10 protein-coding genes are annotated in these 13255 nt (G+C 64.9%); 6 read left to right on the top strand and 4 right to left on the bottom strand.

Features of this window, described 5'->3' with window-relative positions; genetic code table 11:
* Positions 1 to 71 precede the first annotated feature (71 nt).
* Positions 72 to 680 carry an arylesterase gene (locus tag AC1DGP_RS30325; protein ID WP_476832910.1) on the bottom strand — a complete coding sequence of 203 codons (609 nt, stop codon included), beginning with the start codon at positions 678 to 680 and terminating at the stop codon, positions 72 to 74.
* Between the two features lie 171 nt (positions 681 to 851).
* Here AC1DGP_RS30325 and AC1DGP_RS30320 point away from each other — a divergent pair, with 171 nt between their 5' ends.
* The 4 genes from AC1DGP_RS30320 (at position 852) to AC1DGP_RS30305 (ending at position 5780) form a co-directional block, all read left to right on the top strand.
* The gene (locus tag AC1DGP_RS30320) at positions 852 to 1553 is read left to right on the top strand and encodes an ABC transporter ATP-binding protein (RefSeq protein WP_069878613.1); all 702 of its coding nucleotides are present in this window, start codon (positions 852 to 854) and stop codon (positions 1551 to 1553) included.
* A gap of 9 nt (positions 1554 to 1562) precedes the next feature.
* Entirely contained in the window at positions 1563 to 4151 is a 2589-nt protein-coding gene (locus AC1DGP_RS30315) for an ABC transporter permease (RefSeq protein ID WP_476767862.1), read from the top strand.
* Between the two features lie 220 nt (positions 4152 to 4371).
* Positions 4372 to 5145 (top strand): Bax inhibitor-1/YccA family protein, encoded by a 774-nt coding sequence (locus AC1DGP_RS30310; protein ID WP_441493295.1) that lies wholly within the window; start codon positions 4372 to 4374, stop codon positions 5143 to 5145.
* 86 nt (positions 5146 to 5231) lie between these two features.
* Positions 5232 to 5780 carry an N-acetyltransferase family protein gene (locus AC1DGP_RS30305; RefSeq protein ID WP_476767861.1) on the top strand — a complete coding sequence of 183 codons (549 nt, stop codon included), beginning with the start codon at positions 5232 to 5234 and terminating at the stop codon, positions 5778 to 5780.
* Here the strand turns inward: AC1DGP_RS30305 and AC1DGP_RS30300 are convergent.
* On the bottom strand, positions 5764 to 6132 hold the full coding sequence (locus AC1DGP_RS30300; RefSeq protein ID WP_113513467.1) for a DUF2794 domain-containing protein: 369 nt from the start codon (positions 6130 to 6132) through the stop codon (positions 5764 to 5766). The two genes, AC1DGP_RS30305 and AC1DGP_RS30300, sit on opposite strands and share 17 nt — an antisense overlap.
* A gap of 336 nt (positions 6133 to 6468) precedes the next feature.
* A complete protein-coding gene (locus AC1DGP_RS30295; protein ID WP_441493328.1) occupies positions 6469 to 7017 on the bottom strand; it encodes a peroxidase-related enzyme in 549 nt (182 codons plus the stop codon).
* 224 nt (positions 7018 to 7241) lie between these two features.
* Between AC1DGP_RS30295 and AC1DGP_RS30290 the strand changes: the two genes are divergently transcribed.
* Entirely contained in the window at positions 7242 to 12086 is a 4845-nt protein-coding gene (locus AC1DGP_RS30290; protein WP_476832909.1) for an NAD-glutamate dehydrogenase, read from the top strand.
* Between the two features lie 9 nt (positions 12087 to 12095).
* On the top strand, positions 12096 to 12293 hold the full coding sequence (locus tag AC1DGP_RS30285) for a Trm112 family protein (RefSeq protein WP_441508236.1): 198 nt from the start codon (positions 12096 to 12098) through the stop codon (positions 12291 to 12293).
* A gap of 172 nt (positions 12294 to 12465) precedes the next feature.
* Here AC1DGP_RS30285 and AC1DGP_RS30280 read toward each other — a convergent pair.
* On the bottom strand, positions 12466 to 13255 hold a 790-nt coding region (locus tag AC1DGP_RS30280), incomplete at its 5' end, for an IS481 family transposase (protein WP_476832908.1).

Here is a 13255-nt window from a genome sequence, read left to right as displayed (position 1 = left end):
GATTTTCGGGCCGACCGGCATGATGCGAACGCCCTGCTCCGTGGCGGCGCATCGGTCCGGAACGGAAGGGATCAGGATTTCGAGCGGATGGTCTCCAGGAAACGCTCGACCGTCGGCAGAATCCGCTCGACGATGACGCGCACGCCTTCGGCTGTCGGATGCAGCAGATCCGGCTGGTTCAGCGCACGATCGCCCGCAATGCCCTCGAGAAAGAACGGATAGAACACCAGCGCGTGTTTCTCGGCGAGTGCCCTGAACAGCCCGTCGAAACGGCCGGTGTACTCCGCGCCGAGATTGCGCGGCGCATACATCCCGGCCAGCAGCACCGGGATACCGCGCACTTTCAGCCGCGTGATGATGTCCTCGAGCGCTTTTTCCGTCACCGCCGGATCGAAACCGCGCAGCGCGTCATTGGCGCCAAGCTCGACAATCACACCATCGGTCCCGTCGGGCACCGACCAGTCGAGCCGCTCGAGGCCCCCCTGGGCGACATCGCCCGAGACACCGGCATTGGCGATATCGACGGCATGTCCCTTCTGGCGCAAGGCTTGCTCCAGCACCGCCGGAAATGCCGCGCTCGCTGGCAGGCCATAGCCGGCGCTGAGGCTGTCGCCCAGCACGACAAGCTTGAGCGGGCGCGGTGTCTGGGCTTGTGCCATGGCTGAAACCGGAAGGAGCATCAAAAGCGCCAGGCAAAAGGCCGCAGCGCAAAAAGCACGGGCAAATGATTGGACAAGCGCGCGACCGCGCCCATATCGGGCGGCGGGGCGCAACGCGCCGAGACCCCATCCCCATCGCGATGCGATGCGGATGGACGGCGTCGATGGCATTGAAGACAGGATCATGTGGCGATGAGTGATAAGTCAGCCCCGGCGATCGAATTGCGGGATGTCCATCTTAGTCTGGGGCGTGCAGCCGCCCGCGTCCATATCCTGAAGGGCGTTTCTTTGTCACTGGCTGCCGGCGAGGCGACCGGGCTGGTCGGTCCTTCGGGATCAGGCAAATCCACCCTGTTGATGACGATGGCCGGGCTCGAACGACCCGATTCCGGACTGGTGAAGGTAGCGGGCCAGGATCTTGGTCAGCTCGGGGAAGATGGCCTTGCGGTTTTTCGTGGGCGCCAGATCGGCATCGTCTTTCAGTCCTTCCATCTCGTTCCGACCATGACGGCGCGCGAGAATGTCGCTCTGCCACTCGAACTTGCGGGCGCAGACGATGCGTTCGCCCGGGCGGAAGCCGAGCTGCGCAATGTCGGGCTCGGCGATCGCATGGACCATTATCCGGCCCAGCTCTCCGGCGGCGAGCAGCAGCGTGTCGCGATCGCTCGCGCCGTCGCGCCTGATCCGGCCATTCTCGTCGCCGACGAACCGACCGGCAATCTCGACGAGAGCACCGGCCGCTCGATCGTCGATCTGATCTTCGCGCTGCGCCGCGAGCGGGGCGCCACCCTCGTGCTGGTCACGCATGACCTCTCGCTTGCCGCGGCCTGCGACCGGACGGTGCGCCTGCGCGCCGGGCGGATCGAAGCCGATGCCGATCTCGCCGTCGCCTGAGCCCTCGCCATGCACGCTCCGGTCAAGCCCACCGCTGCCACCCCTCCCCGCTCACCTTTTGGCCCGGCACTCGCCCTGCGGCTCGCCTGGCGCGATCTGCGTGGTGGCCTGCGCGGTTTCGGCGTCTTCATCGCCTGTCTCGCTCTCGGCGTCATGGCCATCGCAGCCGTCGGCTCGGCGTCGCGCGGCCTGACGGAAGGATTGCATCGCGAAGGGCGACGCATTCTCGGCGGTGACGTCGCCTTCAGCCTGATCCATCGCGAGGCCACCGCCGTCGAGCGGAGCTTTCTCGAAGGACGTGGCGCCCTCTCGACCATCGCCACGATGCGCGGCATGGCCAATGCGGGCGACAAGGGCGCGGCCCTGATCGAGCTCAAGGCGGTGGATTCCGCCTATCCGAGCATCGGCGAGGTCGTCAGCGAGCCGGCTGGCCCGCTTTCCGATCTGCTGTCCCAGAGCAATGGCAGCTTCGGCGCCATTGCCGATCCCGTGCTGCTTGGTCGCCTCGACCTGAAGGTCGGCGACACGATCTCGGTCGGCAGCGCGCGCGTGCAATTGCGCGCCAGCCTCGTCTCAGAGCCGGACAAGATCGCGTCGGGCGTCGGCTTCGGTCCTCGTCTTCTGGTGTCCCAGGACGCATTGCGTGCCACCGGATTGCTCCAGCCGGGCAGCCTGGTGCGCTGGACCTATCGCGTCTCGCTGCCCCCCACGGCGTCCGATGATGCTGCCCTCGAGCGCCTCACCGCCGATGCCGGTCACCAACAGCCGGATGCTGGTTGGGAAATCCGCTCGCGCGCCAATGCCGCGCCGAGCTTTCAGCGCAATCTCGAGCGTTTCACGCAGTTCCTGACCTTGGTCGGACTGACCGCCCTGCTGGTTGGCGGTGTCGGCGTCGCCAATGCGGTGCGCCGCTTCGTCGAGGCCAAGAAGCTCGATTTCGCGACCTTGAAGGCGATCGGCGCAACCGGCGGGCATGTCGTCGCGATCCATCTGACCGAGGTCATGATCGTTGCGGCGCTTGGCATCGCGATCGGTCTTCTGCTGGGCGCCGCCGCGCCCTTCGCGCTCGGCTATGCGCTTCGCGACCTGCTGCCCCTGCCCTTCGAGCCGACATTGGCGCCAGGAGAGCTGGTGATCGCGGCGCTCTATGGCCTGCTGACCGCGCTGGTCTTTGCGATATTGCCGCTCGGCCGGGCGCATGACGTGCCAGTCTCGGCCCTGTTCCGCGACCAGATCGAGCCGGATCTGCGCCGGCCCAGGCTGGTCTATCTCGGTGTTTTCCTTGCGGCTCTCATCGGCCTCGTCGGCGTCGCAGTCGCCTTCGCCTATGACCGCCGCATCGCACTGATCTATATCGCCGTGGCCGCCGGCATCTTCCTGCTGCTGCGCCTCGTCGCCTGGAGTCTGATGGCTCTCGCTCGCCGCAGCCCGCGACCGCGGAACCCGGCCCTGCGGATGGCGCTCGCCAATGCCCATCGCCCCGGCGCATTGACGCCGTCGCTCGTGCTCTCGCTGGGCCTCGGAGTCGCCCTGCTCTCGGCGCTCGCCTTCATCGATGTCAGCCTCACCCGGCAGTTGACCCAGTCGCTGCCGGACAAGGCGCCGAGTTTCTTCTTCCTCGATATCCCGAACGGCCAGAGCGCGCGCTTTGACAGCTTCATCGCCGAAACGAGGCCAGGCGCCACGCTCGAACGCGTCCCGATGATGCGCGGCCGCATCACCAGTCTCAACGGCGTGCGTGCCGAGCAGATCAAGGCCTCCGAGCAGGCAGCCTGGGTCCTGGATGGCGATCGCGGCATCACCTATGCGGAAACCATGCCCGAGGGCTCGATCATCACTGCCGGGGAATGGTGGCCGGCAGGCTACCGCGGCGAACCGCTCGTCTCCTTCGATGCGCCGATCGCCGCCGGGCTTGGGCTCAAGGTCGGCGATAGCGTCACCGTGAACGTGCTGGGCCGCAACATCACGGCGCGGATCGCCAATCTGCGCACCATCGAATGGCGCTCGCTCGGCATCAATTTCGTCATGGTGTTCTCGCCCAACACCTTTGCCGGCGCGCCGCACACCAATCTCGCAACTGTCACCTCCGGGACCGACGCGACGGCCGGCGCCGATGCGCAGCTGCTGCGCCGGCTGGCGGTCGAATTCCCATCGGTCACCGCCGTGCGGGTGAAGGACGCGCTCGAAGCGGTCAACACCATCGTCAGCCAGCTCGCGACCGCGATTCGCGGCGCCTCGGGCCTGGCGATCGCCTCCAGCCTGCTGGTCCTGGCAGGCGCTCTCGCGGCCGGGCAGCATGCGCGGCTATACGACGCGATGATCCTGAAGACGCTCGGCGCGACACGTCGCTTCATACTTTCGTCGTACGCCCTCGAATATGCCGGAATAGGTTTTGTCTCCGCCCTGTTCGGCGTTGTCGCCGGCGCATTGGCAGGCTGGGGGGTCGTCACCCAAGTGATGAAGATAGAATTCGTCAGCGATCCAACCGGCGCGATCCTCGCTGCGACTGCCGCGATCATGGTCACCGTCCTGTTCGGATTGTTCGGAACCCTAAAAATACTATCGAAGGCGCCAGCTTCTCATCTGCGGAATTTATGAGAACTGTCGCTCTTGCCTCCGAGATAGACATGGAGCGTTCGCCGCATTGCATCATTCTGGGGCCCGTGATCTATTCAGGCGGCGCTCTTAACCATGGCGGCCTCTTGTAAGGTCGCTCAATCCCCCTCATATTCCGCGTTGTCGCCACGATTTTGGGCGATGGTGGAGATCGCGGAGGCGATGTCCGCCCCGGAATTCTACCTGTGAGGGAAATCGCTCTATGAGCAACTTCGACCGCAATGCTCCAGTCTGGGGTGCCGGCCGCGCACAGCAGACCAGCGCCGTCGAGATGGATCAGGGCCTGCGCTCGTTCATGCTCGGCGTCTACAACAACATGTCGATCGGTCTGGCCATCACCGGCCTTGCCGCCCTCGGCATCAGCATGCTCGCGATCGGCGGCGTCTCGGCGGAAGGCAAGATCACCGCACTGACCCCGCTCGGCCAGGCCCTTTATCTCAGCCCGCTCAAATGGGTTGTGATGCTGGCCCCGCTCGCCTTCATCTTCTTCTTCTCGTTCAAGGCCGAGAGCATGAGCTCCTCGACCGCGCGCACCATGTTCTTCGCCTTCGCGGCGGTGATGGGCGTGTCGATGTCCTCGATCTTCGTCGTCTTCACCGGCGCGTCGGTCACTCAGGTCTTCTTCATCACGGCCGCCGCCTTCGGCGCGCTCAGCCTTGCCGGCTACACCACGAAGAAGTCGCTTTCGGGCATGGGCTCCTTCCTGATCATGGGCCTGATCGGTCTGGTGATCGCCTCGGTGGTCAACATCTTCCTGGCCTCGAGCGCGCTCTCTTTCGCCATCTCGGCGATCGGCGTGCTGGTCTTCGCCGGCCTGACCGCCTGGGATACCCAGCGCCTGAAGGAGATGTATCTCTACTCGGATCTGGACGCCGAATCGGCTGCGAAGCTCTCGGTGAACGGCGCTCTGTCGCTCTACCTGAACTTCATCAACATGTTCCAGATGCTGCTTCAGCTGTTTGGCGATCGTCGCTGATCGATCGTCCGCCTTGCAGATCAAGCGAGCCCCGGCTGCAAAGCCGGGGCTTTTCTTTTGCGTTCCTCGCGGTCCATCTTGATCGGATGGACCCCATCACGATCAGGGACGGTCGCATCGACGACATCCCCGTCATCACCACGATCTATGCCGATGCCGTCTCGAACGGCACCGCCTCCTGGGAGCTTGAACCGCCCTCGACCGGCGAGATGCAGCGGCGCTTCGAGGCGCTCATTGCCGATGGCTATCCCTATCTCGTCGCGACCAGAGGCGAGGATCTGCTCGGTTATGCCTATGCCGGTGCCTATCGCCCGCGCCCGGCCTATCGCAGCACGGTGGAGGACTCGATCTATCTCTCGCGGCAAGCACAGGGCTTCGGTATCGGCCGCGCTCTGCTGAGCGCGCTGATCGCCGCGTGCGAAGTCAGGGGCTTCCGGCAGATGGTCGCGGTCATTGGCGATGGGAACGGCGCCTCGGCCGCCTCGCGACGGCTGCATGAACACGCCGGATTCGCGCTCATCGGGGTCGCCAGGGCCGTCGGCTACAAGCACGGCCGCTGGCTCGACCAGATGCTGATGCAGAAGGAAATCGGCGACGGCAACCGAACCGCGCCGCCCCTCAACTCACCACGCTGAGCTTCTTGTCGACCACCCGCAGGACACGGCTGAGATCCGAGCCGCGCTTCAGGATCAGCCCGGTCGCCGCGACGATCGAGTACGCGCCCTGGCGCTTGGCAAGGGCGGGATCCTTGACGATCCGGTAGAGCGGGACCTCGGAGGTTCGGCGATAAACCGAGAACTGTGCCTTGTCCTTCAGGAAATCGATGGCGTAGTCGCGCCATTCGCCGGCAGCGACCATCCGGCCGTAGAGATTGAGAAGCTCAGAGAGTTCCCGGCGATCAAAAGTAACGGCCGCCGGCTTGGCCGGACCGGGGAAGGCAACCACCGCCCCGGCCCCGTGCGATTGCGGCGTTTCGCTTTCGCTCATAGCGCCTCCCGATCGGCGGTCGGGCAGGGCCCGATCGCACTTCCCGTTGGGCAGGATGATGCGCCCCGGATGCTGCGCTGGCAAGAGATCGAGGCAGGCCGAAAAGAATCACGCCTTCGTCAGCCACGCCGCATTTTCGCCGCGAACGCGCCAAGCGATGGCCAAGTTGCCGGGCTCAACTCTCCTCGTTGCCTCGACGGCCCGGCCTCATTGAGTTCCGGATACGTCAGCCCCCCAGCCCCCCGGGCTTGGTGAGGTCGGGCCTATCGGTTCGAGGCTACCTCAACGGCTGGCGGTTTCCGCTGGCCGTTTTCTTTTGGCGAAAATGCAGGCTCTTCAGCGGTTTTGTCCGTGATACTGGGCATTTGGCCGCATATCGACGGCCGAGGCCATCCTGTTCGACATGTTGAAGAACGAAGCGACCGCACCGACATCCCAGATGTCACGTTCGCCGAATCCCGCCGCCCGCAACGCCTCGCGATCACCTTCCTCGACGAGATAGGGCGTCTCGCTCAGCTTCACCGCAAAATCGAGCATCGAACGATGGCGGGGCGAGAGCGAGGCAGCGCGATAGTTCATGGCCATCAGCTCGCCGAGCACCGGATCCCCCGAGAGCTGACGGACCGCGGCGCCATGTGCCGTCAGGCAGTAATAGCACCGGTTCACGCTCGACACGGCGACGGCGATCATTTCGCGCTCGAGCTTGGAGAGACCCGAAGGGCCGAGCATCAGGTCGTTGTAGAACGCGGCGAAGGCCGTGAGCTTGGCATCGTCATGGGCGTAGGCCAGCAGCACATACGGCACGAAGCCGAGCTTCTCCTGGCATTTGGCGAAATAGGCCCGATTCTCGGCCGACAGTTCGACTTCCGGCAACGCCAGCGCCATCACCCTTGGCGACTCATCCTGCCGAGTCGGAAGCTCTCCGACCTTCGATTTGTCATGCTTGTTCGACATGGTCCGTTTCCTGATGTGTCGGCGGGGTTGAACTTTCGACAGGATCTGCCGCGATGTTCGCACGGGCGCCCTTGTTCGTGTGCATGATGCGACGAAAGTTGAAAGGCGCCGCAGCCTATGTCATCGCTGCGGCAAAATAACTGAGGGTTCTGGGGATGGTTAAACGAGTGACGAATGCAACGATCGAGGCTCTGGCCGCGGTCGAGGCCGCAGCCTCCCAGAGCGGAACCGGCATGCCGGCGGAGTTTCCGAAGCTGCTCTATGGCCGCGTCGTTGCCGAAGATATCGTCGCACTCCCGCCGGATCTCCTCGCCCGTGCCGCTGCCGCCGCCTACAAGCATCTGACCGCGAAGCGCCGGCCCGGCACGCCGAATCTGCGTTTCCGGGACGAGGCGTTCAGCGAGCATGGCCGCGAACGCCAGATCACGATTCTCGAGGTCGTGAACGATAACAAGGCTTTCCTGCTCGATTCGACGCTGGCTGAGCTCACCGAGCAGGGTTACGAGCCTCGCCTCGTCGCCCACCCCATCCTGGCGGTCGTGCGCGATGCCGACGGCGCTTTTCACTCGCTTGCAGGCGAAGCGACCGGACGGGCTCCGGAAGGCGCTCGCCGCGAAAGCCTGATCCATATCCATCTCGACCGTATCGACACGCCCGAGGCGCGCGAGCGCCTGAAGACCGGTCTTGAGCGGGTCTATGTCGATGTCGGCCTAGCGGTCGACGATTGGGCGGCCATGCGCGGGCGAATCACCGAGGTGATTCAAGCCTATCGCTCCAACCCGCCCCCGCTTGCCGAGGACGAGGTCGCTGAGGCTCTGCAATTCCTCGAATGGATCGCCGGCGACAATTTCACGCTTCTCGGCATTCGAGCCTACCGTTTCCCGGGCGGTGATGCGGCTGCCGACCCGATCGACAGCTCGGGTCTCGGCATCCTGCGCGATCCCTCCGTGCGCATGCTGCGCAAGAATCGCGAAATGGTGGTGATGACGCCGGAGATTCGCGCCTTCCTCGCCAAACCGCAGGCGCTGATCATCACCAAGGCCAACGTCAAGAGCCGCGTGCATCGCCGCGTCCATCTCGACTATATCGGCGTCAAGCTGTTCACACCTGATGGCCATCTCGACGGCGAGATGCGCATCGTCGGCCTGCTGACCTCCAATGCCTATACGGGCAGCGCCCGCGCCATTCCCTATCTGCGGCTCAAGGTCGCGCGCGTCGCCAAGAACACGGGCTTCGACGCGGCGAGCTATTCCGGCCGCGCGCTGCTCAACGTGCTCGATGCCTTTCCGCGCGACGAGCTTTTCCAGATCGACGGCGAGACACTCGAACGCTTCGCGCTCGATATCCTGCAGCTGACCGAGCGCCCGCGCATCCGCGCGCTGGCCCGGGTCGACGAGTTCGACCGCTTCGTCTCGATCCTCGTCTTCATTCCGAAGGATCGCTACGACACGCAGGTCCGCCGTCGCGTCGGCGAATTCCTGGCGCGGATCTATGAGGGGCGCCTGTCGGCCGCTTACCCGGCCTATCCGGAAGGCCCGCTGTCCCGCACCCATTACATCATCGGCCGCGACGAAGGCCGCACACCAAGGGTCGATCGCGCCACGCTGGAAGCCGGCATTGCTGCGATCGTCCGAACCTGGGCGGATGGCCTCAAGGACGTTCTCGACGAGCAGAAGGCGGGCCCGGCAGCGCGGTCGCTGACCGAGCGCTATGCCGAGGCCTTTGGCGCGGCCTATCGCGAGCGCTTCTCGGCAACCGATGCGCTCGAAGACATCGACATGCTGCAGAAGCTCACCCCGGAGCGGTCGCGCGCGGTCAATCTCTATCGCCGCGAGGGCGATACCGCGGCGCGGGCCAATCTCAAGGTCTTCTCGAGTGGTTCGCCGATCTCCCTCTCCGCCCGCGTGCCGGTGCTCGAGAACATGGGCTTCCGCGTCGTCAACGAGCGGACCTTCAACCTGACGCCGGCAGCCAATGGAGTTGAAGCGCCTGAGGCCGCCCGTGTCTGGCTGCACGACATGACGCTTGAGCGTGCCGGCGGAGGCGAAATCGATGTCGCCCGCCTCGATCCGACGATCGAAGCAGCGCTGATGGCCCAGTTCCGTGGGCTGGCGGAATCGGACCGTTTTGACCAGCTCGTCCTTGCCGCCGGAATCGCCTGGCGCGAGGCGGCGCTGCTGCGTGCGCTCGGGCGCTATCTCAGGCAGGTCGGCGCGCCCTACGCCCAGGACTACATCGCCGATGCGCTGACCCGACACCCCGGCATCGCCTCGAAGCTGATCGCCTATTTCGTCGCCAAATTCGACCCGCATTTCGATGCGAGCAAGCGCGAGAAGGCGATGCAGGCCGAGCGTGACAGCATCGAAGCCGCGCTCAACGACGTCACCAGCCTGGACGAGGACCGCATTCTGCGGCGCCTGGTCAACCTGATCGAAGCGGCGCTGCGCACCAATTTCTTCCAGATCGGCCCGGATGGCTATCCGCGCAGCACGATCTCGCTGAAATTCGAATGCGCCAGGCTCGACGATCTGCCGCTGCCGCATCCGCTCTACGAGATCTTCGTCTATTCGCCCCGCGTCGAGGGTGTGCACCTGCGCTTCGGCAAGGTCGCGCGCGGCGGCCTGCGCTGGTCCGACCGGCCGCAGGATTTCCGCACCGAGGTGCTGGGCCTGGTCAAGGCTCAGCAGGTGAAGAACGCCGTGATCGTTCCGGTCGGCGCCAAGGGCGGCTTCTTCCCCAAGCAGTTGCCGCCGGCGAGTGATCGCCAGGCCTGGATCGCGGAAGGCACCGAGAGCTACCGCATCTTCGTCCGCACCCTGCTGGAGCTCACCGACAATCTCGACGGCGAGACGGTCATTCCGCCGGCCGACACCGTGCGCCATGATGGCGATGATCCCTATCTCGTCGTCGCCGCCGACAAGGGCACCGCAACCTTCTCCGATATCGCGAACGCGCTTTCGATCGAGAAGGGACATTGGCTCGGCGATGCCTTCGCCTCTGGCGGCAGCCAGGGCTATGACCACAAGAAGATGGGCATCACCGCACGTGGCGCCTGGGAGGCCGTGAAGCGGCATTTTCGCGAGATCGACATCGACATCCAGTCGACCCCCTTCTCGGTGGCGGGTGTCGGCGACATGTCGGGCGACGTCTTCGGCAACGGCATGCTGCTCTCGCCGGCGATCAGGCTTGTGGCCGCCTTCGACCACCGCGACATCTTCCTCGATCCGGAGCCCGATCTGGCAGCGTCACACGCCGAACGCCAGCGCCTGTTCGCGCTGCCCCGCTCCTCGTGGCAGGACTACGACAAGTCGCTGATCTCCAAGGGCGGCGGCGTATTCTCGCGCCAGGCCAAGAGCATCCCACTCTCCCCGGTGCTGCGCGCGCTGCTTGATCTCGACAAGGCGGAAGTCACCCCGCCCGAACTGATGACCGCAATCCTCAAGGCGCGGGTCGACCTGCTCTGGTTCGGCGGCATCGGCACCTATATCCGAGCCACCGACGAGACCGATGCCCAGGTCGGCGACCGCGCCAATGACGCGATCCGGATTGCGGGCGCCGATCTGCGGGCCCGTGTCGTCGGCGAAGGCGCCAATCTGGGCTGCACCCAGCGCGGACGCATCGAAGCCGCCCGCAACGGCATCAGGATCAACACCGATGCCATCGACAACTCCGCCGGCGTCAACACCTCCGACGTCGAGGTCAATATCAAGATCGCACTCGCGGGCCCTGTCCGCGACGGGCGCCTGCCTGAGAAGAAGCGCAACGCCCTGCTCGTCGACATGACCGATGAGGTCGGCCTCCTCGTCCTGCGCAACAACTACCTGCAGACGCTGGCGCTTTCGCTGACCGAGGCTCAGGGCGCGACGGCAACGCCCGCGCTGCGTCGCCTGATGCTGACGCTGGAAGCCCAGGGCCGCCTCGATCGCTCGGTCGAGTTCCTGCCGACCGATATGGTGCTGGCCGAGCGCGAGAAGCGCGGCGAGGGCCTGACCCGGCCGGAGCTTGCCGTGCTGCTGGCCTATGCCAAGCTCGCGCTGCACGATGCCTTGCTCGAATCGGCCATTCCGGACGATCTCTATCTCAACAACGAGCTCGCCCGTTATTTCCCGAAGGCGCTGCGCGACAAATACGGCGCCGAGATTGCCAGCCACAAGCTGCGTCGCGAGATCGTCGCAACCCAGCTCGCCAACGCCATCATCAACCGTGGCGGCCCGGCCATCGTCTCGACCCTGGCCGGCCAGACACGCGCCGACGCACCGGCGATCGCCGCGGCCTACGCCATTGCGCGTGACTCCTTCGATCTGATCGCCCTGAACGGGGCGATCGATGCGCTCGACGCCAAGATCCCGGGCAAGACCCAGATCGGTCTCTATGCCGCGGCCCAGGAACTCGTCACCGATCGGATGAGCTGGTTCCTGCGTCGGGGCGTCGCCAAACCGGGCTCCATCGAGCAAACGGTTGCGCATTACGCGAGGGGCGTCTCCGCACTCGCCGGCGAACTCGACAGCCTGCTGCCCGAGGCAGCCGCCCAGGCGCGTACGGCCCGCATCGCCGTTCTCGTCTCGGAATCAGTGCCCGAAACCCTCGCTGCGCGGATTGCCAGCCTGCCCGCACTTGCCCAGGCGACCGACATCGTCGACATCGCCGACCGGACCAAACGGTCGATTTCCGAGGTGGCGCGGATTCATTTCGGCGCCGATTCGGTCTTCGGCCTGTCCAGCCTGGCGGCAGCAGCAGCAGCCGTACCGGCGACCGACGATTATGAGCGCCTGGCCCGCGACCGCGCCATCGAAACGCTGGTCGATGCTCATGCCGGGTTGACTCAGGAGATCGCCTCGGGCGCAACCGGATCCGACACCCTCGATGGCTGGCTGGCCGAGCGTGGCGCGGAGGCCGATCGCACCCGCGCGACGGTCTCGGCCATCACGATGTCGGGCCTGTCCCTGCCGAAATTGATGGTCGCAGCCGGCATGCTCGCCGATCTTCCGAGAAAGCACTGAGACGAGATCATGACCGAACGCGACATGCCCGCCACCCGGATCGACCCGAAACTGCTCGAGATCCTGGTCTGCCCGGTGACCAAGAGCACGCTCGAATACGACGCAGCAAGGCAGGAGCTGATCAGCCGCCCTGCCAAGCTCGCCTATCCGATCCGCGACGGCATTCCGATCATGCTGCCGGAAGAGGCACGGCAGATCGAGGGATAGACCCCGCTCTCGAGGCCCACTTCGGAGCGATCAGTGTCATGGTCGGGCCTGTCCGACCACGACGCCTCTTCTTAAAGCATCGGCCCGAAAAGTGGATTGCGGTTTTCGGGAAGGCCGATGCAAAGACAAAGAGTTAGATCATCGGACTGGATACGATATCCGGTCCGATGATCTAGATGTTTAGTCCCGGCATTTGATGGATTGGATCGAGCCTGAATCGTTCTGGCTCTGAAGTCCAGCATTTGCAGATGAACTCGTAGGGTGTGAGCCCCCTAAGGGTCTTCAGCCGGCGGCCGAAATTGTAGGCGRCAACGAAGTCTGTGAGGTGCGCCTCGAACTGGCGATGATCGTCATAGTGGAAGCGCTTGACGGTCGCTTCCTTGATKGTGMGGTTCATCCGTTCGGCCTGGCCGTTGGTCCATGGATGATAGGGTTTGGTCAGTCGGTGCTCGATGCCGAGCTCCCAGCAAGCGCGGTCGAAGGGATGGCCGCGCATCATGGCTGTCGGACCGGAACGGTTCTTGGGCAGATCAGCGAAAGCCATGCCGTTATCGGTAAGGACCGTGTGTATCTGGTAGGGGAATACCTCGGCCACAGCCCGCAGGAAGTCTGCGCCGATCTTGCTGCCGATGCGCGCGTGGAACTCAACGTAGGTGAACTTGGAGACCCGATCGAKAGCCAGGAACATGTGCAGCTTGCCTTCGGCGTGGCGCAGTTCGCAGCTGTCGATGTGGACGTAGCCGATGGCGTAGGTCTTGAACTGGCTGCGCTTGTCCGCCGTTTCATCCTTAGGCAGTCGGGAGATGCCGTGGCGTTGGAGGCAACGGTGCAGGGCGCTGCGGCTGAGGCCGGGGATGGTGTCCTTCAGGCAACCCAGCACGTCGTCCAGCGGCAGCAGTGTCTTCTGCCGGAAGGCCACGACGATGGCTTCCTCGGCCGGCGTCAGCACCGTACTTCGAGGG

It is taken from the genome of Allobosea sp. 05T433 (genome assembly GCF_056396065.1).
Note: the sequence above shows the minus strand (reverse complement) of the source record. Positions and strands in the feature narration are given on the sequence as shown.